This is a genomic window from Streptomyces sp. S465 (assembly GCF_026898115.1).
In the GTDB taxonomy this organism is placed as follows: Bacteria; Actinomycetota; Actinomycetes; order Streptomycetales; family Streptomycetaceae; genus Streptomyces; species Streptomyces luomodiensis.
Genome location: NZ_CP114036.1, coordinates 6,920,909 through 6,945,636, shown reverse-complemented (window position 1 = coordinate 6,945,636; position 24,728 = coordinate 6,920,909). Strand labels below are relative to the sequence as shown.

Genomic DNA, 24,728 nt, shown 5'->3' with positions numbered 1-24,728 from the left:
CCGGCCGCCCCGGGCCGTTCCACACTTGTCGGCGGGCCGGGCCACAATGGTCGGCGTCAGATCCCTCATCGGCAGTTGAAGGAGCCGCAAGCGCGATGGCCCGCCGCCGCACCAAAACCCCGCCGCCGGACGACTTCGAGGAGCGCATCCTCGACATCGACGTCGTCGACGAGATGCAGGGCTCCTACCTCGAGTACGCCTACTCGGTCATCTACTCGCGCGCGCTGCCCGACGCCCGTGACGGGCTCAAGCCCGTGCACCGCCGCATCCTCTACCAGATGAACGAGATGGGGCTGCGCCCCGAGCGCGGGTTCGTGAAGTGCGCCCGCGTCGTCGGTGAGGTGATGGGAAAGCTCCACCCGCACGGCGACGCGTCGATCTACGACGCGCTGGTGCGCATGGCGCAGCCGTTCTCCATGCGCCTGCCGATGGTCGACGGCCACGGGAACTTCGGCTCGCTGGGCAACGACGACCCGCCGGCGGCGATGCGGTACACCGAGTGCCGGATGGCGTCGGCGACCTCGCTGATGACCGAGTCGATCGACGAGGACACGGTCGACTTCGCACCGAACTACGACGGCAGTGAGCAGGAGCCCGTCACCCTCCCCGCCGCCTATCCGAACCTGCTGGTCAACGGCACGTCCGGAATCGCCGTCGGCATGGCGACCAATATGCCGCCGCACAACCTGGGCGAGGTCATCGCCGCCGCCCGCCATCTGATCAAGCACCCGGGCGCGGATCTCGACACCCTGATGCGGTACGTACCGGGGCCGGACCTGCCGACCGGCGGCCGGATCGTGGGCCTGAGCGGCATCCGGGACGCCTACGAGACGGGGCGCGGCACGTTCAAGATCCGCGCCACCGTGGCCGTGGAGGACGTGACGGCCCGCCGCAAGGGTCTGGTCGTCACCGAACTGCCCTTCACCGTGGGCCCCGAGAAGGTCATCTCCAAGATCAAGGACCTGGTCGGCGCGAAGAAGCTCCAGGGCATCGCGGACGTCAAGGACCTCACCGACCGTGAGCACGGGCTGCGGCTGGTGATCGAGATCAAGAACGGCTTCAACCCCGAGGCCGTGCTGGAGCAGCTCTACAAGCTCACGCCGATGGAGGAGTCCTTCGGCATCAACAACGTGGCGCTGGTGGACGGCCAGCCGCTCACGCTGGGACTGAAGGAGCTGCTGGAGGTCTACCTCGACCACCGCTTCGACGTGGTCCGGCGGCGCAGCGAGTTCCGCCGCACCAAGCGGCGCGACCGGCTGCACCTGGTCGAGGGTCTGCTGGTGGCCCTCCTCGACATCGACGAGGTCATCCGCATCATCCGGCAGAGCGAGAACGCGGCGGAGGCCAAGCGGTCGCTCATCGAGCGCTTCGGCCTCTCCGACATCCAGACGCAGTACATCCTGGACACTCCGCTGCGCCGGCTGACCAAGTTCGACCGGCTGGAGCTGGAGTCGGAGCGCGACCGGCTCAACGCCGAGATCGAGGAGCTGACCCGGATCCTCGACTCCGACGCCGAGCTGCGCAAGCTGGTCTCCGGCGAGCTGGCCGCGGTGGCCAAGAAGTTCGGCACCCCGCGCCGCACGGTGCTGCTGGAGTCCTCCAGCGCACCGGTGACCGCGGTGCCGCTGGAGGTCGCGGACGACCCCTGCCGGGTGCTGCTGTCCTCCACCGGGCTGCTGGCCCGCACCGCCAACGGCGAGCCGTTCCCCGGCGAGACGAAGGCCAAGCGCGCCAAGCACGATGTGATCGTCTCGGCCGTCCCGGCCACGGCCCGGGGTTCCGTGGGGGCGGTGACCTCGGACGGGCGGCTGCTGCGGCTCTCGGTGATCGACCTCCCGATCCTCCCGGAGTCGGCCGCGTCCCCCAATCTGGCGGGCGGGGCGCCCATCGCCGAATTCCTCTCGCTGGAGGACGGCGAGGAGCTGATCTGCCTCACCACCCTGGACGAGTCCTCACCAGGGCTCGCGATCGGCACGGAGCAGGGCGTCGTCAAGCGCGTGGTCCCCGACTACCCCGCCAACAAGGACGAGTTGGAGGTCATCACCCTCAAGGAGGGCGACCGCATCGTGGGCGCGGTGGAGCTGCGCACCGGCGAGGAGGACCTCGTCTTCATCAGCGACGACGCCCAGCTGCTGCGCTACGCGGCGAGCCAGGTACGGCCCCAGGGCCGCGCCGCGGGCGGTATGGCGGGCATCAAGCTCGGCTCCGGCGCCAAGGTCATCTCGTTCACGGCCGTCGACCCGGCGGGCGACGCGGTGGTCTTCACGGTCGCGGGGGCCAGCGGCACGCTCGATGACTCGGTGCAGCAGTCGGCCAAGCTCACCCCCTTCGACCAGTACCCGCGCAAGGGCCGGGCCACGGGCGGGGTGCGCTGCCAGCGGTTCCTGAAGGGCGAGGACCACCTGGTCCTGGCCTGGGCGGGCGCGGCACCGGCCCGCGCGGCGACGGCGAGCGGAACCCCGGCCACGCTGCCGGAGATCGACCCGCGCCGGGACGGCTCGGGTGTGCCGCTCACCAAGCCGGTGGCGGTGGTGGCCGGGCCGGTATAGCCCGGACGAGCACGACGAGCGCGCAGGGGCGCGGCACCGCGAGAGTGCCGCGCCCCTGGCCGTTCCCGGCCCCGTGCCGTCCACGCCCTCGACCCTGCCGCGTCCGCGCCCCCGGCCTCGCCCCCCCACCGCGCCGTCCGTGTCCGCGCCCGGAGTTCGCCCCCGGACCGCGCCATCCACACCCACACCCCGCCCGGCGGCGTCCGCGCCCCCGGCCTCGCCCCCCACCGCGCCGTCCGCCGCCCCGGCCCGCCTCGTCCCCCGGACGGCGTAAGGGCCGCGGAAACGGCCCTCAGTGGCCGCTGCCGTTGCGCCGGGCGCGCAGCTGCTGGAGGCCGAGGCGCGCGCCGGCGTGTCCGCGGTCCGCCGCCCGGCGGAAGTGCCGCTCCGCCTCGCCCACATCACCGAGGTCCAGGTGGAGGGTGCCGAGCACCACCATGGCCTGGATGTCACCCGTCGCGGCGGCCTTGCCCAGCCAGTGGACCGCCTCGGCGTACGCGCCCCGCTTGCCCAGCACGATGCCGTAGACGGTCATCCCCCGCGGATCACCGGCCTCGGCCGCCTGACGGGCGAGCGGTTCGGGAATCGGCCGCCCCTCGTCGTAGGCCGCCCTCACCCTCGCCCAGCGCGGGATCCAGCGAACGCGCCGCGCGTCTGTCCCGGCGTCTGCGCCACCGCGCCCATAAGCCGCCCATATCCGCCCCCTCCGCCCCCGGGGCGTCATTGTCCCGCCCGCTCCCATCCCATGGAACGGCGGTACGCGGCGGATACCCAGCCGGATACGGGCCGGATACGGACGTGATACAGGCGCATGCGGGCGGATACGGCCAGTTGCCTCGCCCCCTCACGGCTCCGGCGGGCGTTCTCGATCAAGAGAGGTTAGGCTAACCTTCGTGAGCACGTGTACGACCGCCTCCCGCGACCTGTCCGAGCCGCTCGCCGGGACGGCGGCCACCGCCTCCACCTGGCTGCTGGTGGAACAACCCGGCCCCTGGGGCGCCGAGGCCCTCACCGCCAGCCGTCTGGACGCGGCCGTCGGACGCGCCCTGGAGGGCGCCGCCGAGACCACCGGCGTGCGGGTCGCGCTGATCCGCCGCCCCGGCCGCCACGCCGATCTGCACACCGGCGCCCGGCACCGGGTGTTCGTGGCACACACCGGGCCCGGCCGCTCCTGGATCCGCACCACCGCCCTGGACGACCCCGCACGGCTGCTCGGCCTGGACTTCGCCGCGCTGGGCGCGGGCGACCCCGCCGGGCTGACCCTGCGCCCCCACGACCCCACGGCCTGGGAGGAGTACACCGGCGACCCGCTCGTGCTGGTGTGCACCAACGGCAAGCGCGACCGCTGCTGCGCCCTCCTCGGCCGCCCGCTCGCCGGTGAGCTGGCCGCCTCCGGGGTTCACGGCACCTGGGAGATCACCCATATCGGCGGCCATCGCTTCTCCCCCACCCTCGTCGCGCTGCCGCACGGCTACACCTACGGCCGCGCCACCGCGCAGGGCGTCAAGGACGTCATCGAGGCGCTGCGGCACGGCAAGGTCGTCACCGACGACTGCCGTGGCCGCTCCACCTGGGAGCGCCCCGGTCAGGCGGCGGAGCTGGCCGTCCGGGAGATGACCGGTGAGGACGGGGCCGACGCGCTGACCGTCGCGAGGACCGAGGGCGGGGCCCCGGTCTGGTCCGTGACCGTCGCGCACCGCGACGGCCGGGCCTGGCGGGTGAGCGTCGCACAGGTCGCCGAGACGCCGCCGCGGCCGCAGAGCTGCGGCTTCCCGCTGGGATCCCCGGCCCGGATGGAGGTCATCGGGATCCGGGCCGCCCGGCGGCGGCCCGCCTCCGGCGTACGGGCGATGGCCGCCGGCCACCCCTGAGCCCGCGCCCCGCCCGGGAGTGCCCGGCCCGCGTTCACCGGCCTCTGCCCGTAGCGCCCCGAACCGCCGTCCCCAGGCCCGCGCGCGGCGCCCAGACCGCCGTTCCCGGCCCCACACCCACAGCACCCCGGACCAACCTCCTCGGCCCGGACCACCGTTCCCCGGCCCCGCGCTCCGGGGTCCTGCCGGGGCTCCCGCGGGCTGCCCTTGGTTACCCTTCGTTGCCATGAGCGCCGCGATACCGCCGGGGCCGGCAGCCACGGCCACCAGGTGGCGCATCGGCTGGCCCCGACGCGTCTTCTCCCAGGTCCTGCTGATGCAGCTGGCCATCGCCACGGGGGTCACCGTGCTCGCGACCGGCCTCTTCCTCGCGCCGCTCAGCGACCACCTCGACGACCAGGCCATGCGCCGCGCCCTGGCCATCGCCCAGACCACGGCCGCCGAGCCCCGGCTGGCCGAGGCGCTCCAGCACACCCGGCCCAGCCCGGACGGACCGGTGCAGACCGAGGCGGAGCGCATCCGCCTCGCGACCGGCGCCGAATACGTCGTGATCATGGACCGGCGCGGGGTGCGCTGGTCGCACACCTCCCCCGACGAGATCGGGAAGCACGTCTCGACCGACCCCACCGCCGCCCTCGGCGGCCGGGAGATCATGGAGATCGACGAGGGCACCCTCGGCCGGTCGGCCCGCGGCAAGGTCCCGCTGCGCACCGGGAACGGCCGCATCGTGGGCGCCGTCTCGGTGGGCATCTCCTACGAGAGCGTGCGCGCCCGGCTCGTCGCCGCCGTCCCGGAGATGCTCGCCTACGCGGGCGGCGCGCTCGCCGTCGGCGCCCTGGCGGCCTTCCTGGTCGCCCGCCGGCTCCAGCGACGCACCCATGACCTGGCCTTCTCGGATATCTCCGCACTGCTCGCCGAGCGCGAGGCGATGCTGCACGGCATCCGGGAAGGCGTCGTCGCCCTCGACGCCCACGGCCGTATCCGGCTGCTCAACGACGAGGCGCAGCGGCTGCTGGATCTGCGCGCCGAGGACACCGGGCAGCCGCTGGAGGCGGTGCTGCCCCCGGGCCGCACCACCGATGTGCTGGCCGGCCGGGTCACCGGCGCCGATCTGCTGACCGTCAGCGGCGGCCGGGTGCTGGTGGCCAACCGGATGCCGACGGACGACGGCGGTGCGGTGGCCACCCTGCGTGACCGCACCGAGCTGGAGCGGCTGGGCCGCGAACTGGACGGCACCCGCGGGCTGATCGACGCCCTGCGGGCGCAGGACCATGAGCACGCCAACCGGATGCACACCCTCCTGGGCCTGCTCGAACTCGAGCTGCACGACGAGGCGATGGAGTTCATCACCGAGGCGATCGGCGTGCACCGGGCCACCGCCGAGCAGGTCACCGAGCGGGTGCGGGATCCGCTGCTGGCCTCCCTGCTGGTCGGCAAGGCCACGGTGGCCACCGAGCGCGGGGTCTCGCTGTGCGTCGCCGAGGACAGCCTGCTGCCCAACCGGCTGGTGGACCCACCGGGGCTGGTGACGATCGTCGGCAATCTCATCGACAACGCCGTGGACGCGGCGGCCGGTTCGCCGGAGCCGCGGGTCGAGGTGGCACTGGGCGCGGACGACCGCACGGTGCTGCTGCGGGTCTCCGACACCGGCCCCGGGATCCCCGCCGAGCGGCGCGATGTGGTCTTCACCGAGGGCTGGTCGACCAAGCAGCCGCCCGCGCACGGGAAACGCGGCATCGGGCTCGCGCTGGTCCGCCGCCTCGCCGAACGCCAAGGTGGCAGCGTACGCGTGTCCGACCGCGAGGGCGGGGGCGCGGAGTTCACCGTCGTCCTCCCCGAGGCGCTGGCCGAACAGCCGGCCGGGACGCCTCCGACCGCGACAGGAGAGTCACGATGACCCATCGAACCGGACCGGACGGGCCCCTGGAGGTGCTGGTCGTGGACGACGACGTCCGGGTGGCCCGGGTCAACGCGGCGTACGTCGGGAAGGTGACCGGTTTCCGCGTCGCGGGGCAGGCGCACACCGCCGCCGAGGCGCTGGCCTTCCTGGCGGGCACCCCCGTCGACCTGGTGCTGCTCGACCACTATCTGCCGGACGAGACGGGGCTGGCGCTGGTGCGGCGGCTGCGGCAGCTCGGCCACCACACCGACGTGATCATGGTGACCGCGGCCCGCGATATCGCGACCGTCCAGGCGGCGATGCGCCATGGCGCGCTGCAATACCTGGTCAAACCGTTCACCTTCGCGGGGCTGCGCGCCAAGTTGGAGGGTTACGCGGCGCTGCGCCGTGCGCTCGAGGACGGCGGGGAGGCGGGGCAGGACCAGGTGGACCGGATCTTCGGCGCCCTGGGCGGCGCCTCGGCCGGTCCCACCGAGCTGCCCAAGGGCCACTCCGCGCTCACCGCCGACCTCGTACGGGAGGTGCTGCGGGGCGCCGAGGGCCCGCTGTCGGCACAGGAGGTGGCCGAGCGTTCCTCGCTCAGCAGGCAGACCGCACAGCGCTATCTCAAGCTGCTGGAGCGCACCGGCAGGGTGCGGCTCAGCCTCAAATACGGCGAGACCGGCCGCCCTGAGCACCGCTATGCCTGGGTCTGAACCCCGCCCTGCCCCCGGTCCGCCCGTCAGGCCGCGCCCGCCCCGGTGAGGGCCCGCACCTGCGTCTCGGCGTGCTTGGCGGCATGCCCGGGGGCGGGCGCGGGTGAGGTGACCGTCCCGAGCCAGCCGGCGAGGAACCCGAGCGGCACCGAGACCAGGCCCGGGTTCCGCAGCGGGAAGAGGTGGAAGTCCACCCCGGAGCAGATCGCGTCCGGGCTGCCGGAGACCGCCGGGGACAGCATCACCAGCACCACCGCCGGGAGCAGCCCCCCGTACACCGCCCACACCGCGCCGCGCGCGGTGAACCGCCGCCAGAACAGCGAGTACAGCAGCACCGGAAGGTTCGCCGAGGCGGCGGCGGCGAACGCGAGCCCCACCAGGAACGCCACATTGAGGTCCTCGGCGAGCAGCCCGAGCCCGATCGCGGCCGCCCCGATGCCCACCGCGGCGATCCGCGCGACCGCCACCTCCCCGCGCGGTGTGCGGTCCGCCCGCCGGCTCAGCGCGCCGTAGAGGTCATGGGCGACCGAGGCGGAGGAGGCGAGGGTGATCCCGGCGACGACGGCGAGGATGGTGGCGAAGGCGACGGCGGCGACGACCGCGAACAGCACCGTGCCCCCGGTCGATCCGGCGCCCCCGCCGAGGTCGAGCGCGAGCAGCGGAACGGCCGTGTTCCCGGCCGCGTCGGAGGTCCGTACGGCATCGGTGCCCAGCACGGCGGCCGCGCCGAAGCCGAGCACGATCGTCATCAGGGAGAAGCCGCCGATCAGTCCGATGGACCAGATCACCGACCGGCGGGCGGCACGGGCGGTGGGCACGGTGGACAAGCGCGTAAGGATGTGCGGCAGCCCGGCGGTGCCCAGCACCAGGGCCAGGCCGAGGCTGACGAAGTCCAGCCGGGCGGTCGAGTCACCGCCGTAATGGAGCCCAGGGGCGAGGAAGTCCGCGCCGTGTCCGCTGTTCCGCGCCGCGGTGCCGAGCAGCGCGTCGAGATCGCCGTGGAAGCGGATCAGGACCAGGGCGGTCAGCGCGATCGCCCCGGCCATCAGCAGGACGGCCTTCACGATCTGGATCCAGGTCGTGGCGCGCATCCCGCCCAGCGCCACGAAGATCACCATCAGGGTGCCCACGCCGATCACCGTCCAGGCGCGGGCGCGGCCGCCCGTCTCCCCGATCAGCAGGGCGATCAGACTGCCCGCGCCGACCATCTGGGCGACGAGGTGGAGCACACAGACCGTGACCGAGGAGACGCCCGCGGCGATCCGGACCGGGCGTTCCCGCGTCCGGGCGGCCACCACATCGGCCAGGGTGAACCGGCCGCAGTTGCGGACCAGTTCGGCGAGCAGCAGCACCACCAGCCAGGCCACGAAGAAGCCCACGCAGTACAGCACCCCGTCATAGCCGAAGAGCGCGATGAGGCCGGAGGTCCCGAGGAAGGAGGCGGCGGACAGGTGGTCACCCGCGATGGCGAAACCGTTCTCCACCGGGGAGAACAGCCGCCCGCCCGCGTAGAACTCCTCCGGGGAGCCGTACCGTCTGCGCCCCGCCCAGGTGGTGATCCCCAAGGTGGCCGCCACGAAGGCGCCGAAGAGCAGCAGCGCCAGGCTCTGGTGATTCCCGGTCACCGCCGGTGTCCCCGCATCATCTCCTGCGTCACCCAGCGGAGTTCGAGCGCGACCCGGTCCCGGCGCAGCCGTGCGTGCCGCGCGTAGGCCCAGGCCAGGAGGAAGGTGGTGGCGAACTGCGCGAGCCCGGCGAGCATCGCGACGTTGAGGGTGCCCACGACGGGGCGGGCCATCAGGCCGGGGGCGGTGGTCGCCGCGACGACATACGCGAGGTACCAGATGAGGAACGCGGCGACCGCCGGGAACACGAACCGGCGGTGGCGCCGGCGCACCTCCTGGAAGGCTGCGCTGTCGTGCACCTTCGTATAGACCTCCGCGGCCGTATGAACGTCTTCGGCCGGACCGGTCTCTCCGGCGGCGGGCGGACGCGTGCGCCGGGGTCCGCTGTCCGTGTCGTCCGGCTCGGCCCAGCCGGACGCGAGCGTGTCGTACCACGGATCGTCCAGCCGCGCGGCTCCCGTGTCGCGCGCGTTGTGCATGTCCACCCGAACACTCCTCGTTCACTGCCGCCTTCGCCGCGTGCCCAAGGATGGGCAGATCAGAAAGATCCAGAACTCCTCAATACCGGACGTTCACCCCATCAGGTGAGTCAGGTGATGAACGGCCCGGAACCGGCATGTCAGGAGCGGGCCGGCGGGGAAACGCCGACGGGGGTCTCCCCACCCCGGGTGGAGGGACCCCCGCCGGACCGGCCGGGCCGGCCGCCGCGCGTCAGACGTCGATGCGCGACCGGTCCAGGGTCGCCGCCGAGTTGGAGATGAACTCCTTACGGGGCGCGACCTCATTGCCCATGAGCAGGTCGAAGGCGCGCTCGGCGGCCTCCAGGTCGCTGATGTTGATGCGCCGCAGGGTGCGGTGGCGCGGGTCCATCGTGGTCTCCGCGAGCTGGTCGGCGTCCATCTCACCGAGACCCTTGTAGCGCTGGATGCCGTCCTTGTAGCGGATCTCCCGGCGCTGGAGGTCCAGCAGCGTCTCCTGGAGCTCCTGGTCGGAGTAGGTGTAGAGGTACTTGTCCTGCCCCCGCTTGGGGTTCACCAGCTCGACCCGGTGCAGCGGTGGCACCGCCGAGAAGACCCGCCCCTGCTCGACCATCGGCCGCATATAGCGCTGGAAGAGGGTGAGCAGCAGACAGCGGATGTGCGCACCGTCGACATCGGCGTCGGCGAGGAAGATCACCTTGCCGTAGCGCGCCTGGTCGATGTCGAAGGTCCGGCCCGATCCGGCCCCTATCACCTGGATGATCGCGCCGCACTCGGCGTTCTTGAGCATGTCGGAGACCGACGACTTCTGCACGTTCAGGATCTTGCCGCGGATCGGCAGCAGCGCCTGGAACTCGGAGTTCCGGGCGAGCTTGGCCGTGCCCAGCGCCGAGTCCCCCTCGACGATGAACAGCTCGCTGCGGCCCACGTCGTCACTGCGGCAGTCGGCCAGCTTCGCGGGCAGCGAGGAGGACTCCAGCGCGGTCTTACGGCGCTGCGCCTCCTTGTGCTGGCGGGCCGCGATGCGCGTACGGGCCGCGGCCACGACCTTCTCCAGAACGGCGCGGGCCTGCTGCTTGGCGTCCCGCTTGGTGGAGGTCAGGAACGCCTTGAGCTCCTTGGAGACCACATTGGCCACGATCCGGGAGGCCGCCGAGGTGCCCAGCACCTCCTTGGTCTGGCCCTCGAACTGCGGCTCCGCCAGCCGGACGGTCACCACCGCCGTCAGGCCCTCCATGGCGTCGTCCTTGACGACGTCGTCCTCGGCGACACGCAGCAGCTTGGTGGTGCGCAGCGCCTCGTTGACCGTCCTGGTGACCGCGCGCTCGAAACCGGCGACATGGGTGCCGCCCTTGGGGGTCGCGATGATGTTGACGAACGACTTCAGGGTCGCGTCGTAGCCGGTGCCCCACCGCAGCGCGATGTCGACGCCCAGGTCGCGGGTGACCTCGGTCGGCGTCATGTGGCCGCGCTCGTCGAGGACCGGGACGGTCTCCTTGAAGGTGCCCTGCCCGGACAGCCGCAGCACATCGCAGACGGCCTTGTCCTGGGCGAGGTACTCGCAGAACTCGCTGATCCCCCCGTCGTAGCGGAAGGTCTCCTCGACCGGCCCCTCCCGCCCCTCCAGGGCCCGCTCGTCCCGGACGACCAGGGTCAGCCCCGGCACCAGGAACGCGGTCTGCCGCGCGCGGGCGTACAGCGTCTCCAGGGAGAGCTTGGCGTCCTTGAGGAAGATCTGGCGGTCCGCCCAGTAGCGGATGCGGGTGCCGGTGCGGGTCTTGGGGACCCTCTTGCCCTTGAGGAGGCCGCTGGACGGGTCGAACGGAGCGTCCGGCCCGGATTCGGTGAAGATCCCGGGAACGCCGCGGCGGAAGCTGATCGCGTGGGTCTTGCCGTCGCGGTCCACCTCCACGTCGAGACGGGCGGACAGCGCGTTCACCACGGAGGCGCCGACGCCGTGCAGACCGCCGGAGGCCGCGTACGAGCCGCCGCCGAACTTTCCGCCGGCGTGCAGCTTCGTCATCACGACCTCGACGCCGGACAGCCCCGTCTTGGGCTCGACGTCCACCGGGATGCCCCGGCCGTTGTCCCGCACCTCCACGGAGCCGTCGTCGTGGAGGAGTACCTCGATGCGGTCACAGAAGCCGCCGAGGGCCTCGTCCACGGAGTTGTCGATGATCTCCCAGAGGCAGTGCATGAGGCCACGGCTGTCGGTCGAGCCGATGTACATGCCAGGGCGCTTGCGCACTGCCTCGAGCCCCTCGAGGACGAGAAGGTGCCGCGCGGTGTAGTTGGAGCCGCCCCGGTCTGCTCCGGTCAGCAGCGCAGTGGACGGCACGGACGTGTCGGCGGTCACGCGGTTCGCTCCTCGCTGAATTTCTGGTTGGCCCGGCTGTGGGCACGATGGTGGCATGGTCGCCCGTCAGAGCGTACCGAGGCTTGATAGAGCCTTTGTGCCGCCACCCGTTGAAACGTCCATGCTAGTCGCACCGGCCACCGTCTCGCTCGTACGTTCGATACCTCACAGGGGGTGCCGCACGAATCACGTTCCCTTTCAGGCATGAACCATTTAGGCTCCGGGCACGTCCTCATTCACAACCGGCAACCCGGCCGGGAGGGCAAATCAGACAATCGACGCGAAACAGCAAAGCTAGGCAATACGGCTCATTCGCCGCCAAACGTCACCATCCGGCCTACTCAGAAGCAATTTTTGAGAAAAAGCCACGAGCGGGAACGATTTCAGGCTGGTTGGATGTTGACCCTGGTACGACAGCTCGTCGAGCTAGAGAAGAGGCGACGTGACTACTGTTCTGACCCCCGCGAGCCCGCTGACGGCCGCTGACCGCTGCGACCGCTGCGGCGCCCAGGCATACCTGCGCGTCGTGCTGATCAGCGGCGGTGAACTGCTCTTCTGTGCCCACCACGGGCGCAAGTTCGAGCCGGAACTCAAGAAGATCGCCGCGGAAATACAGGACGAGACCGAGCGGCTCACCGCCACTACGGCGTCCGCGTCCGACGACGAACGCTGACGCCTCATACCCACGACGACGAGCGACGCCGGCCCAGGGCCGGATCCAGGGCGGTCTGCCCCCGCAGTGGGGCGGCCGCCCATGCTCGTATCGTGGGCCCTCGGCAAGGCCCCCAGGCCCTCCGGACCCCGCTCCGGGCTCCTCCTCCGTCCGGGGCTCCTCCACCACTGCCCCGACGCTCCGCGTCAGCCGACGCTCCGCGTCAGCCATGGGCGGCCACCAGACCGGCCACCGCCGAGATCCTCGTATAGACACCGGGCCGTCCCGCCACCGCGCAGCCACTCCCCCAGGACACCAGACCCACCAGCCGCCCCTGGACGACCAGCGGGCCTCCGCTGTCCCCCTGGCAGGCGTCCCGCCCGCCGTCCGGCAGCCCCGCGCAGACCATGGACCGCGCGTCGTAGTCCCCCTCGGCGTTGCCCGGATAGGCGGTCTCACAGACGGTGTCGGCCAGCACGCGCACCGCGGCGGTGCGCAGCGTCGCCGCATAGCTGCCATCGCCCCCCGTATCGCCCCAGCCGTAGATCGCGGCCCGTCCGCCCGGCCGGTACGCCGGGTCGCCCTTGCCCGCCATGGGGATGGTGTAGGCCGCCGGCAGCGCGACCCCCAGGGTGAGCACCGCGATGTCCCCGGCCCTGTTGTCGCTCTCGTAGGCCGGATTCACCCAGATTCTGGCCAGTGGGTACTCCCGCCCGTCGGCCTTCCGTAGATCATTGCGGCCGACGATCACCCGGAGGTCCCGCACCTCGCGCCAGTCCATGCCGAGCACCCCACGGCTCAGACAGTGGGCCGCCGTGACGACCGTCGTGGGGGCCACCACCGCTCCGCCACAGAACTGGCCCGACCGCTGCCCCCCGAAGAGCGCCCGGCTGGCCACGGCCGCCGTCCAGGGCGCCTCGACCGTACGGGCCGGATGCCCGCCGATCACGACACGGTCGGCCGTCGCCGGAGCGGGCGCGGTGAGCACCATCGCGAGCGCGACGACCAGCGGTACCGCCAGGACGACGAGGAGCGAGCGGGGCGAGGTACGCATGCAGCCTCCTGACCGTACGGAGCATGTCGCACACACAGCGTTACCCGGTCCGGCGAGAACCGCATCCCGGGTGGGCCAAGTGGGGAGACGGGCCACCTGGGGAGCGGAGCGCCGGCGCAGCGCGAAGGCCGGGCCCCTCGATGGGGCCCGGCCTTCGCTCTGTGCCGCTTCCGATACGCGGCGGTCACCCGCCGGTCGCCGGTGGCGTATCAGTCCAGGTAGTCCCGGAGGACCTGGGAACGGGACGGGTGGCGCAGCTTCGACATCGTCTTGGACTCGATCTGGCGGATGCGCTCACGCGTCACGCCGTAGACCTTGCCGATCTCGTCGAGGGTCTTCGGCTGGCCGTCGGTGAGGCCGAAGCGCATCGAGACCACGCCCGCCTCGCGCTCGCTGAGCGTGTCGAGCACGGAGTGCAGCTGCTCCTGGAGCAGGGTGAAGCTGACCGCGTCGGCCGGGACAACGGCCTCGGAGTCCTCGATGAGGTCACCGAACTCGCTGTCGCCGTCCTCGCCCAGCGGGGTGTGCAGCGAGATCGGCTCACGGCCGTACTTCTGGACCTCGATGACCTTCTCGGGGGTCATGTCGAGCTCCTTGGCCAGCTCCTCCGGGGTGGGCTCACGGCCCAGATCCTGGAGCATCTGGCGCTGGACACGCGCGAGCTTGTTGATGACCTCGACCATGTGCACCGGGATACGGATGGTGCGGGCCTGGTCGGCCATGGCCCGGGTGATCGCCTGGCGGATCCACCAGGTGGCGTACGTGGAGAACTTGTAGCCCTTGGTGTAGTCGAACTTCTCGACGGCGCGGATCAGACCGAGGTTGCCCTCCTGGATGAGGTCCAGGAAGAGCATGCCGCGGCCCGTGTAGCGCTTGGCCAGGGAGACCACCAGACGGAGGTTGGCCTCCAGGAGGTGGTTCTTGGCGCGGCGGCCGTCCTCGGCGATGATCTCCAGCTCGCGCTTGAGCTTGGGGGCGAGCTTGTCGGAGTTGGCGAGCTTGTCCTCGGCGAACAGACCGGCCTCGATGCGCTTGGCGAGCTCGACCTCCTGCTCGGCGTTGAGCAGCGGGACCTTGCCGATCTGCTTGAGGTAGTCCTTGACCGGGTCGGCCGTGGCGCCGGCGGCGGCGACCTGCTGCGCGGGGGCGTCGTCCTCGTCCTCGTCGGACAGCACGAAGCCGGCGTTCTCCGGCTCGCCCTCGGCGCCCTCGGGGCCCGGCTTGCCCGGTGCCTCCTCGATGACGTCCTCGGCCTCGAGGAGCTCGTCGGTGACGTCCTTCTTGGCGGTGGTCTTCTTCGCGACCGTCTTCTTGGCTGCGGTGGCCTTCTTGGCGGCCGTCTTCTTGGCCGTGGCCCTCTTGGCGGCGGCCTTCTTCGCGGGGGCCGCGGCCTCACCGACCGAGGCACCGCCGGCGTCCGCCGCGGGAGCGGCCGGGGCGGCGGGGGCCTTCTTGGTGGTGACCGTCTTGGCCGCGACGGTCTTGGTGGCGGTGCGCTTTGCCGGGCTCTTCGCTGCGACGCTCTTGCGGGTGCGCTTGGGCGCCTCTGCGGCACTGACCATCAGCGTCACACCCTCCTCGTCGAGGATCTGGTTGAGGCTGCGCAGTACGTTCTTCCACTGGGTTGGCGGAATCTGGTCAGCCTCGAAGGCCCGGCGCACATCGTCGCCGGCGATCTGCCCCTCAGCCTTTCCCCGTTCGATGAGCGCCATGACAGACTCCGACTCGGCGATCTCCGGCGGGAGCGTACGGGATGTGCTGGCCGACACGAACAACCTCTCGGAACGTTGGAAACGGCTTCCGGCTCAGTCCGCTGGGGACCGGAGCCGACGACCGCCGGCAGGGATGAACCGACGGCGCGGGCGGAGTGCGGAGGAGTACAGCGTTGCGAGCGACATCCGTATTCCCTCCGCGGCTGCCACCTCTTTAATCATCGCGCTGCCCCAAAGAGCGTTACGCCCAATACTCGTGGCCCGAGTCACACCCCATAACGGTCTAATTGCCCATCCAACGGGACAGAAAACTCCGAGTCGCGCATCGAGTCCCGCATCGTGCCCTGCATCGCGCGGTGAACCGAGCCGTGAACCGAGTCGCGCATCGAGTCATGGACCGAGTCGTGTACCGAGTCGTGAACCGACGTGAGTCGCGCGGTGGCGACCCATCGATCGCGCCGCGCCGCCGAACCCGCGGCGCGGGATCCGGCGACGCCCTCTCGTACGCCGTACGGCATCCATGGGGCCGACCTTGGCCGCCCACTGGCCCGCCGCCTTGCCGTACGCCGCACGCCGCACGCTCCGGACGCCCGGCGGTCCGGGCACCGGACGCGCCGCGGATCAGTGCTCGCGCGGCGCGGGCACCCCGACCTCGGCATGATCGAGATCCGGGTGGACGGTCAGCAGCTGGCGCATCGCCGCCTCGGCCGCCGCGGCGTCGCCCTCTCCGATCGCCTCGACGATCCGGCGATGGTGGGCGACTCCCGCCTCGCTGAGGCGGTCGCAGCCGGAGACCGGGGCGCCGGAGACGTGGAGCGCGGCGGCGACGATGCCCGCCAGGTGCTCCAGCATCCGATTGCCCCCGACCTGGAGCAGCAGCGCGTGGAACTCGGCGTCGGCACGGGAGAAGGTGAGGGTGTCGCCCTGGGTCAGCGCATGGCTCATGATCTCGACCATGTCCGCGAGTCGCTGCTGCACCTCCTCGCGACCGTGCCCGGCGGCGAGACGGGCGGCCAGCGGCTCGATGGTCCAGCGCAGCTCACACAGCTCGCGGCGCTGATCGTCGCGCTGCGGACCGAAGGCGCGCCACTCGATGATGTCCGGGTCGAGCAGATTCCAGTCGCTGACCGGGCGGACTCGGGTGCCCACATTGGGGCGGGCGCTGACCAGGCCCTTGGCCTCGAGGACGCGCAGCGATTCCCGGACGACGGTGCGGGAGACCTCGAAGCGCTGGCCGATCTCCTCGGGGACGAGCGGGCGGTCCGCACCCAGGTCGCCGGAGACGATCATCTGGCCCAGCTGCTGAACGAGTTGGCCGTGCAGCCCGCGGCCCCGGTTGCTGGCCGCACGCCGGCCCACCCGGCCGATCTCCGCCTCAGCACCGTCCCAGGAGGGGGCGCTGCCGCGGTCGGCGCCGGGGGCTTCGGCGTAGGAGTAGCGGTCAAGCTCGCCCGAACCGGCCAGGCCGGAGTCGGCGGGGCGAGCCGCGGTCATCGTGGTGTGCGCAAGGGTACTCACGCATCCTTTGTCGGCGACGCCTCGGAAGCCCTTGAGGTCTTTGGTGAAAAGCACACGAAAGGGTGATCGCCCATTACCTCATAATTGACGCTCAATCGGACAGAAAGATGCATTCTTCGGGGAGTTGCGAGCAGTTCGCGCGAGGGCGCGCGAAACCGACCTCGAGCGTGATCCACTGGCTCCGCTGGGGCCGGGTCGGCCCGCGGACCGGGTCCGGCCGCCCGGCCCGGTCCATGGGCGCTGCCGTTGGGTGCTGTCGGCGGGTGCTACTGGCGGGTGCTCCTGCCCCGCAGGCCGGTGAGGGCATAGGCGCACAGCAGGACGGCGACCGACAGCATCAGGGCCTGTCCGACCGGCTGGGACGCGAGCCGCAGCGCGACCGCCAGCCCTCGGTCGATCATGGAGGGCGGCCGGTCCAGCGTCGCCGCGCGCAGCCGGTGCGACAGCATGACCAGCGAACGCAGCGACGGGTCCTGCGCCGCATGCTGGACGACGGGCACCGCGAGGATCGGCACGGCGAGCAGAGTGGCCAGCCCCAGCGCGGTGGACCGGAAGACTCCGGCGGCGAGCAGCCCGGCCCACGACGAGCCGATGGCGAGCCCGAAGACGCTGGCCATCAGCTCGGGCCAGTCCCCCGGCAGCGGTACGGCGCTGCCGCCGACGAGCGTCAGGAGCGCCGCGCTGTCGAGCACGATGACGCCGAGCGACAGCAGGATCGCACCGGCCGCACACACCGCGAGCTTGGCGGCCAGCAGACCGAGCCGGCGGGGCACCGCGTCCCGGGTCGCGGCCAGCGCCGGATAGCGGAACTCGTCACCGAAGGCGAGGGCCCCCACCAGACCGGCCGCGATGGCCACCGGAGGCAGCGGGAGGTCCGCGGGCCAGCCGGTGAGCCGGTGCAGCTCCCCGACACCACCCGCGCGGGCGAGCAGGACGGAGGCGATGAAGGAGGCGACGATGGAGGCGACACCGATCAGCCAGCCGGTCCGTACGCCGATGGCGCGGCGCACCTCGTAGCGCATCGGCCAGGCGGGGCCGGGGAATCGGAGCCTGGGGAGCAGGCGGGCCGGGGGTGCCTCGGGGTCGCGGGCGCGGGCGCCCGCGGAGGTCCCGGGACCGAGGTCGGCGGACTCCTCGACCAGCCGGTGGACCACGATGCCGTGACGGTAGGCGGTCTCCCCGACGGAGGCGGGGGACAGACCGTAGACGGAGATGTGGGTCTCGTCGTCCCGCACCACGGAGAACGGGTCGGCGAGCGCGGCGACCGCCTTGTCCTCCTCGACCTCGGCATGGGTCCGCACTCCGGCCACTCCGGCTGCTTCGGCTCCTTCGGCACCGGCGGGGGCGGGGACGGAGGGGGACACGGGAGCGGCCTCGCCCGCCTTGGTCACCGTGTCTTCCGTGGCAGCCTGGTCTTCCTTCGCTACCCCAGCGGCTTGCGCGGCGGCCTTCTTCTCTCCGGTTCCGGCCGCGGCGCCCCGGGCGGCGGACCTGGCCTTCCTGGCCCTGCGCCAGATCCTCTTCCTGACCTTGACCTTGACCTCGGCGCCCTCGCGCTTGACGAGGCCGCCCGCGTCGGCGACGTCGGACTGGGCGGTGTCGGCCTTGGCCGCCTCGGCCTTCTCGAGCTCGGCCGCCATCCGGGACGCCTCCTCCGCCGCCTGGGCCTCGGCCAGCTGCCGGGCGGCGTGGACCTCCTCCTCCAGAATGGCGGCGAGCCGGCCGACGAGCGGCGAGTGGACCACGACTCGGGGGCGCAGCCGGGTGCGGGCGAACTCGTCGACCGGCTGATCGGCCACCAGCCGGCCCGACTCCAGGGTGAGCACCTGGTCCGCGAGGCGGACGACGCCCTCGGCGTCCTCGGCGGTGACGAGGACGGCGCCGCCCTGGGCGGCGAATTGGCGCAACAGCCCGTAGAGCCAGGTGGTCTCCCGGGCCGAGAGGCCCCGTGCGGGCTCATCGAGGATCAGGGTGTGCGGGTCTCCGAGCAGAGCGACGGCGATACCGAGGCGGCGCTCCGCACCGGTCGACAGATCACCGAGACGCTCGTCCGCCAGATCGGTGAGGCCGACCACGTCCAGCACGACATCGGCGCGCGTGGCGGGAACCCCGGCCGCGGCGCCGAGCATCCTCAGATGCCCCCGCACGGTGCGGCCCGGGTGGCCGGGGACGTCCTCGAGGAGAACGCCGATCTCATGAGCCGGGCGCCGGATGCGATGCAGGGGACGGCCCCGGAAGAAGGCGGAGCCATGGCCCCGGTCGAGCTGCAACAGAAGCCGCAGCGCGGTGGTCTTGCCCGCGCCAGGGCCGCCGAGCAGTGCGGTGACCCGGCCCGCCGGGGCCTCGAAGGTGAGGTCGTCGACGACGGGCGGTTGGTTGCGGCGGGGGGTGCTGGTCAGTCCGGTGGCCTGGATCATGGCTTCTCCCGCGGGGCATGGAACCGCTCGATGGCACGTGGGGACTGGTGGCGTACCGGAGCACGTTAACCCGCTATGTCCTATTTCTTCGGTAGATACACCTCCTGCGGAACCGTCGTGTCATGGCTCGTCACACCTCGGGAGGGAGCATGGGTCACACCTCGGGACGGAGCATGGGCGGGTTGAGCAGCGTCGCCCCTCCGGCCCGGAACAGCTGTGCGGGACGGCCACCCTGACGAGTCGTCGTACCGCCCGTGGGCACCAGGAATCCCGGGGTGCCGGTGACCTTGCGGTGGAAGTTACGGGGATCCAGGGCCACACCCCACACCGCCTCGTACACCCTGCGCAGCTCGCCGACCGTGAACTCCTGAGGACAGAAAGCGGTGGCCAGCGAGGAGTACTCGATCTTGGACCGGGCGCGCTCGACCCCGTCCGCGAGGATGCGGGCGTGGTCGAAGGCGAGCGGGGCGGCCAGATCACTGTCGCGGCCGAAGGCCCCGTCCTGGTCGAGCAATGTTTCGACCGGGGCCCAGCGCACACTGTGCGCGTCGCCTCCGGCCCGGGGCGCGGGCAGGTCAGGGGCGAGCGCGAGGTGCGCCACGCTGACCACACGCATCCTGGGGTCCCGCTTTGGATCGCCGTACGTGGCGAGCTGCTCGAGATGGGCGGCGTTCGGAGGAGCCGGGAGCGTGGGGTCATGTGCGAGCAGCCCGGTCTCCTCGATCAGCTCCCTGGCAGCGGCGGCGGAGAGGTCCTCATCGGGCCGAACGAAACCACCGGGCAGCGCCCACCGCCCTTTGAAGGGTGGCTCCCCGCGGCGGACGGCCAGCGCACACAGCGCATGCCGCCGCACGGTGAGCACGACCAGATCAACGGAGACGGCGAAAGCCGGAAAAGCCGACGGGTCGTAGGGCATGACGCGATCATAGTCGTCTGCCTGACGATAATCAGGCGCTTGAGCATGATCACTGATGTTCGAGAAATCGCTCTCTCAAGCATTCGCCCGCACGTTTCCCGCACCTCCTTCCGAGTCCCCCCGAGCCACCCCACGCCCCGGCCCACCGCTCACCACCACGCGGCCGGCCACTGTCCACTGTCCACCGCTCCAGAGCATCCGCCCCGCCCGCCGACCGCCCCCCATCCACCTCGGGGCCTCCGCATCGGCCCGCTCTGTGGCGCCCACCGCTGATGCCCGAGGACATGCTCGGCCGGTCCGGGTCAGCCGCGGCTGCGCGCTCCCCGTCCACCACTCCTGCGACGGGTACGCGGCCGCCCTTCCGGACGGCGCCTGCCACCTGGGGCGCTCGCCTGCGCAGGGCCGCCTTCGCCACCCGGGCTCGCGGTGCCCGGCCGCCCTCGCTCCGGCCGCCGCTCCTCCTGGCCTCCCCCGCCTTTCCCCTCCGCCGGCTGCTCCGCCGCCCCTGTGTCGCAGGACCTGGCGTGAGCGGCGGGCTCGACATCAGAGGCGGGCCCGGCCGGCTCAGCCGAATCGGCCGGGCCGGCTGTTCCGGCCGCTTCGCGGACTTCCACCGGCTCGGCGGCCTCCAGGCCGCCGAGCCGCTCCAGCTCCTCGTGCACCGCCGCATGCACGGCGCGATCCGCGCCCTCCCTGCGCACGCATTGGCGCAACAGCTCCAGGCTGACCCCCTCGTTGCACGCCTGGTGCAGCAGCCTGGCGAAGAGATAGTCGGGGTCGACCCGCAGAGCACGGCCGAGCGCCACCCGTGCCGTGAGCTCGTCACCCGCCGACCAGGCGGCCCAGCCCGCCAGAGTGAGCGGCGCCGCCGCATGCTCCCCGTACGAGCCGACGCAGCGACGGGCCAGCGCGCGCCACAGCTGCAGCGCCGCGTCGGCTTCCACTCCCTCCATCCATCCGGCTGCCCGGTCCCGTGTCCGCCGGTCCTGCAGCGCGATGATCGCCGTGGCCGCCTCCTGGTCGTCGAGCAGCCCGTCATCGCGGAGATCGGCCGAACGGGTGTCGGCGACCGGCGGCGCGGCCCGGAACCGGTCCAGCATCCGGCCCAGCAGACCGAGGGTCTCGGCGCACACCGCCGCGCAGCCACCACCGTCCAGAATCCTCGGCACGAGCTCGGCCCCGGCCGCGTCCAGCGCCCGCTCCTGTTCCTCGGCCCGGGGTGCGTCGAGCGGAGCGAGCCTGGCTTCCATCTCGCGCAGCGAGCCACGCACCTGGACCCCCGCGAACGTCGCCGCCGCGGCCATGACCGAGGTGCCGGGCAGGGCGAGCGGTACGCCTTCCGGCGGGCAGCAGCGCCGGTCGGGACAGACATAGGACCAGAACCGGCCGTCGGAGATGCACAGTGCCTCGAACACCGGCACCTCCAGCCTGCCGCACGCGGTGCGCAGGCACTGGGCGAGGGGCCGCAGCCGCTCCATCGCCTCCTGCCCGGACTCGCCCTCGGCCGGCTCCTGGCACAGGAACAGGATGAGCCCGTCCGGTCGCCCGGCACGCCGCTCGCTGCCGCTGATCAGGCACTCGGCAAGCTGGTCGCAGGCCTCGGGCCACTCCTCGGGAATACGGGGAATGCCGAGCCTCAGCCTGCCGCCGAACCGGCCGCGGGGGCCGTGCAACGCGATCATCACGATGCTGTCGTCCGGTTGGAAGCCCAGGACATAGGGCAGGGCGTCCGCGAGCTCGGCCGGGCTGCGGAGGGTGACCTGCTCTGCGCCGGACAGGCCGGCCGCTTCGTTGTGTCGAGTCATGTCCCGACGGTCCCTCAGCCCCGTCGGCCCCGCCACCCCTGTGGATAACCTTATCCACAGGCTGTCGGCGTCGTTGGCACGATGTCGGGGGGATCGGGTTGCATGGGGGCATGAGCGACGAAGACCTGCGCACTTCAGCCGACCGCGTCCTGGCCCGCCTCGTCGGGGACACCACCGGTTCCGCCCGGCTCCGGGAGGACCAATGGCGGGCGATCGAGGCGCTGGTCGCCGAGCGCCGCCGGGCGCTGGTCGTGCAGCGCACCGGCTGGGGAAAGTCGGCGGTGTATTTCGTCGCCACCGCGCTGCTGCGCGAGCGCGGCAGCGGTCCGACCGTGATCGTCTCCCCGCTGCTCGCGCTGATGCGCAACCAGGTCGAGGCTGCCGCGCGCGCGGGTATCCACGCCCGCACCATCAATTCCGCCAACACCGAGGAGTGGGACACCATCCAGGCGGAGGTGGCCGCGGGCGAGGTGGATGTGCTGCTGGTGAGTCCGGAGCGGCTCAACAACCCGGATTTCCGCGACCAGGTGCTGCCACAGCTCGCCGCCGCCACCGGTCTGCTGGTCGTCGACGAGGCACACTGCATCTCCGACTGGGGGCATGACTTCCGGCCCGACTACCGCAGACTGCGCACCATGCTCGCCGATCTGCCCCGGGGCGTGCCCGTGCTCGCCACGACCGCGACCGCGAACGCACGGGTCACCGCGGATGTGGCCGAGCAGTTGGGCACAGGCGAAGGGTCCACACGGGCGCTGGTGCTGCGCGGCCCGCTGGACCGGGAAAGCCTGCGGCTGGCCGTGCTGCCGCTGCCGGACGCCGCCCATCGGCTCGCCTGGCTCGCCGACCACCTCGATGAGCTGCCGGGCTCCGGGATCGTCTACACCCTCACCGTGGCCGCGGCCGAGGAAGTGACCGCGTTTCTGCGGCAGCGCGGCCATACGGTCGCCTCCTACACCGGCAAGACGGAGAACGCGGATCGTCAGCAGGCCGAGGAGGATCTGCTGGCCAACCGGGTCAAGGCGCTGATCGCCACCTCCGCGCTGGGCATGGGCTTCGACAAGCCGGACCTCGGCTTCGTGGTGCACCTCGGTTCACCGTCCTCCCCCATCGCCTACTACCAGCAGGTCGGCCGTGCCGGACGCGGTGTGGAGCACGCCGAGGTGCTGCTGCTGCCCGGCCGTGAGGACGAGGCGATCTGGCGGTACTTCGCCTCACTCGCCTTCCCGCCCGAGGAGCAGGTGCGCCGCACGCTCGAGGTGCTGGCGAGGCCGGACCGGCCGGTGTCCCTGCCCGCGCTCGAGCCCCAGGTCGAGCTGCGGCGGTCACGTCTGGAGACCATGCTCAAGGTGCTCGACGTGGACGGAGCGGTGCGGCGTGTGCGCGGCGGCTGGACCGCGACCGGTCAGCCCTGGGCGTACGACGCGGAGCGGTATGCGTGGGTGGCGCGCCAGCGGGAGGCCGAGCAGCAGGCCATGCGGGAGTACGCCGCGACGGCCGACTGCCGGATGGAGTTCCTGCGGCGGCAGCTGGACGACGAGAAGGCGGCGCCCTGTGGCCGGTGTGACAACTGCGCGGGGGCGCGGTTCACCGCCGAGGTGTCCGCGGCCTCGCTGGACGCAGCGCGCGGTGAGCTGGGGCGGCCCGGTGTCGAGGTGGAGCCGCGCCGCATGTGGCCGACCGGCCTGCCGACGGTCGGTGTGGACCTCAAGGGCCGCATCGCGGCGGATGAGCAGGCCGCCCCGGGCCGGGCCCTGGGCCGCCTCTCCGACATCGGCTGGGGAAACCGGCTGCGGCCGCTGCTGGCCCCGCAGACCCCGGACGCCCCGGTGCCCGACGATGTGGCCGGTGCGGTGGTGACGGTGCTCGCCGACTGGGCCAAGGGTCCCGGCGGCTGGGCCTCGGGCGCGCCGGACGCCCCGGCCCGCCCGGTGGGCGTGGTCACGATCGCCTCACGCACCCGCCCGCAGTTGATCCGGACGCTCGGCGAACGGATCGCCACCATCGGCCGGTTGCCCCTGCTCGGCAGCGTCGCGTACCACGCCGGCGAGAGTGACACCCGGGTGCCGCGCACCAACAGCGCTCAGCGGCTGCGTGCGCTGCACGGCGCGCTGACCGTGCCGCCCCCGCTGGCGGCGGCCCTTGCCGAGGCGGGTGGGCCGGTGCTGCTGGTGGACGACATGGCGGACACCGGCTGGACCCTGGCCGTTGCTTCCCGGCTGCTTCGCCGGGCCGGAGCAGCCGGAGTGTTTCCGCTGGTCCTCGCCGTGCAGGGGTGAGGGCGGCCGGGGCCGCGGCGAGCGCGAACCGGTCGGGAATATTGACCGCACATCCCGGCAAATCGACCAGCGGCGCCAATTGCTCATTGCCGCATGCGGGCGCGACCGCGAGAATTGACAACAGCTCCCCGCCCCCGGCCCGCCCGTGGTCCCGACGGGGCTGTGTCGCGGCCTGCGCCCGTGCCCGACCTTCGCACGGACCGTGGGCGCAGACGAAGGGAGGACCGTGACCTTCGGCTTCACTCCGTCACCGGCCGCCGATCCCGCTTCCCGGCTCGGCCGGATACTCCAGCCCTCCGAATGGGCGGCAGCGGGGATTCCACTGCTGCGCAATCCGCGCGAGGTGGTCACCGGGCTGCACAGTCGCCATCTGCCGTCGCCGTCGACCGCCGTCGTCGCCGTCCTCGATCCGGACGAACGGCTCACGGCGAGCGCCTCGTTCGTCCGCCACGGCGCTGCCGCCGCGGACGGCTGGGAATTCCGGAACGCGCTGCTGGCCCAGCTGCGCCGGGTGATCCCGCACGATCTGCGGCGCCGCACACCGATCCGCACCGCCGTGCTGCTCTACTGCCGCGAGGGCGAGAGCCGGTGGACGGAGGAGGACGGCGCTTGGATGTGGGGGCTGCGTGACGCCTGCACCCTGCACGGCCTGCGCTGCGGCGCGTACATCACCTTGACCCGCGACGGATGGCAGGTCTTCGGCGAGGGGCGGGGCGGCCGTCGGCCGCACTCCGCTTCGCTGCGCACCGCGCTGGGCGTGGCCGTCAAGGGCGACGACGACGCGAAGGCGCTGCCGCGGTCCCGTTCCGGGGCGCGGCAGGCGCTGAGCCACTCCGCCGCCGTCTGACCGGTCGCCGGACAACGCGCACGACCACCGGCCGTCCGGACGCCGGACAGCTCCGC

At 72.3% G+C, this 24,728-nt stretch carries 17 protein-coding genes; 7 read left to right on the top strand and 10 right to left on the bottom strand.

Annotated features, from left to right (window positions below; all coding sequences use genetic code 11):
- Positions 1-95 precede the first annotated feature (95 nt).
- Positions 96-2,549: a DNA gyrase/topoisomerase IV subunit A gene (locus N6H00_RS29380; RefSeq protein WP_268974841.1), complete on the top strand. Its 2,454-nt coding sequence runs from the start codon at positions 96-98 to the stop codon at positions 2,547-2,549.
- Between the two features lie 292 nt (positions 2,550-2,841).
- Here the strand turns inward: N6H00_RS29380 and N6H00_RS29375 are convergent, their stop codons facing one another.
- The gene (locus N6H00_RS29375) at positions 2,842-3,165 is read right to left on the bottom strand and encodes a tetratricopeptide repeat protein (protein ID WP_268974840.1); all 324 of its coding nucleotides are present in this window, start codon (positions 3,163-3,165) and stop codon (positions 2,842-2,844) included.
- A 277-nt stretch (positions 3,166-3,442) separates the two neighbouring features.
- Here N6H00_RS29375 and N6H00_RS29370 point away from each other — a divergent pair, with 277 nt between their 5' ends.
- The 3 genes from N6H00_RS29370 (at position 3,443) to N6H00_RS29360 (ending at position 7,015) form a co-directional block, all read left to right on the top strand.
- On the top strand, positions 3,443-4,420 hold the full coding sequence (locus N6H00_RS29370; protein ID WP_268974839.1) for a sucrase ferredoxin: 978 nt from the start codon (positions 3,443-3,445) through the stop codon (positions 4,418-4,420).
- 226 nt (positions 4,421-4,646) lie between these two features.
- Positions 4,647-6,317, top strand: a complete 1,671-nt coding sequence (locus tag N6H00_RS29365; RefSeq protein WP_268974838.1) for an ATP-binding protein — start codon at positions 4,647-4,649, stop codon at positions 6,315-6,317.
- Positions 6,314-7,015, top strand: coding sequence for a response regulator (locus N6H00_RS29360; protein ID WP_268974837.1), 702 nt, complete (start codon positions 6,314-6,316; stop codon positions 7,013-7,015). Before N6H00_RS29365 ends, N6H00_RS29360 begins: the two co-directional genes overlap by 4 nt.
- A gap of 26 nt (positions 7,016-7,041) precedes the next feature.
- Here N6H00_RS29360 and N6H00_RS29355 read toward each other — a convergent pair whose 3' ends face one another.
- From N6H00_RS29355 to N6H00_RS29345, 3 genes are all read right to left on the bottom strand, one after another.
- Complete coding sequence (locus N6H00_RS29355) at positions 7,042-8,640, bottom strand: solute symporter family protein (RefSeq protein WP_268974836.1); 1,599 nt, start codon at positions 8,638-8,640, stop codon at positions 7,042-7,044.
- Positions 8,637-9,125, bottom strand: coding sequence for a DUF485 domain-containing protein (locus tag N6H00_RS29350; protein ID WP_443073074.1), 489 nt, complete (start codon positions 9,123-9,125; stop codon positions 8,637-8,639). The genes N6H00_RS29355 and N6H00_RS29350 overlap by 4 nt, the downstream gene beginning before the upstream one ends.
- 226 nt (positions 9,126-9,351) lie before the next feature.
- Positions 9,352-11,475, bottom strand: a complete 2,124-nt coding sequence (locus tag N6H00_RS29345) for a DNA gyrase/topoisomerase IV subunit B (RefSeq protein WP_268974835.1) — start codon at positions 11,473-11,475, stop codon at positions 9,352-9,354.
- 442 nt (positions 11,476-11,917) lie between these two features.
- Here N6H00_RS29345 and N6H00_RS29340 point away from each other — a divergent pair, with 442 nt between their 5' ends.
- The gene (locus tag N6H00_RS29340) at positions 11,918-12,148 is read left to right on the top strand and encodes a DUF7455 domain-containing protein (RefSeq protein WP_268974834.1); all 231 of its coding nucleotides are present in this window, start codon (positions 11,918-11,920) and stop codon (positions 12,146-12,148) included.
- A 202-nt stretch (positions 12,149-12,350) separates the two neighbouring features.
- On the opposite strand, the gene N6H00_RS29335 is transcribed toward N6H00_RS29340, so the two are convergent.
- The 6 genes from N6H00_RS29335 to N6H00_RS29310 form a co-directional block, all read right to left on the bottom strand.
- Positions 12,351-13,181, bottom strand: coding sequence for a S1 family peptidase (locus N6H00_RS29335; protein WP_268974833.1), 831 nt, complete (start codon positions 13,179-13,181; stop codon positions 12,351-12,353).
- A gap of 209 nt (positions 13,182-13,390) precedes the next feature.
- Positions 13,391-14,956, bottom strand: a complete 1,566-nt coding sequence (locus N6H00_RS29330) for an RNA polymerase sigma factor (protein WP_268974832.1) — start codon at positions 14,954-14,956, stop codon at positions 13,391-13,393.
- Positions 14,957-15,514: 558 nt separating this feature from the next.
- Positions 15,515-16,465, bottom strand: a complete 951-nt coding sequence (locus N6H00_RS29325) for a FadR/GntR family transcriptional regulator (RefSeq protein WP_329618567.1) — start codon at positions 16,463-16,465, stop codon at positions 15,515-15,517.
- Between the two features lie 212 nt (positions 16,466-16,677).
- A complete protein-coding gene (locus tag N6H00_RS29320; RefSeq protein ID WP_268974830.1) occupies positions 16,678-18,828 on the bottom strand; it encodes an ABC transporter ATP-binding protein in 2,151 nt (716 codons plus the stop codon).
- A gap of 154 nt (positions 18,829-18,982) precedes the next feature.
- Positions 18,983-19,744, bottom strand: a complete 762-nt coding sequence (locus N6H00_RS29315) for an NUDIX hydrolase (protein ID WP_268974829.1) — start codon at positions 19,742-19,744, stop codon at positions 18,983-18,985.
- A gap of 302 nt (positions 19,745-20,046) precedes the next feature.
- The gene (locus tag N6H00_RS29310) at positions 20,047-21,549 is read right to left on the bottom strand and encodes a DUF4192 domain-containing protein (RefSeq protein WP_268974828.1); all 1,503 of its coding nucleotides are present in this window, start codon (positions 21,547-21,549) and stop codon (positions 20,047-20,049) included.
- Positions 21,550-21,659: 110 nt separating this feature from the next.
- Here N6H00_RS29310 and N6H00_RS29305 point away from each other — a divergent pair, with 110 nt between their 5' ends.
- Both N6H00_RS29305 and N6H00_RS29300 read left to right on the top strand, forming a co-directional pair.
- Positions 21,660-23,825: a RecQ family ATP-dependent DNA helicase gene (locus tag N6H00_RS29305; protein WP_268974827.1), complete on the top strand. Its 2,166-nt coding sequence runs from the start codon at positions 21,660-21,662 to the stop codon at positions 23,823-23,825.
- A 226-nt stretch (positions 23,826-24,051) separates the two neighbouring features.
- Positions 24,052-24,672 (top strand): hypothetical protein, encoded by a 621-nt coding sequence (locus N6H00_RS29300; RefSeq protein WP_268974826.1) that lies wholly within the window; start codon positions 24,052-24,054, stop codon positions 24,670-24,672.
- Positions 24,673-24,728: the final 56 nt, after the last annotated feature.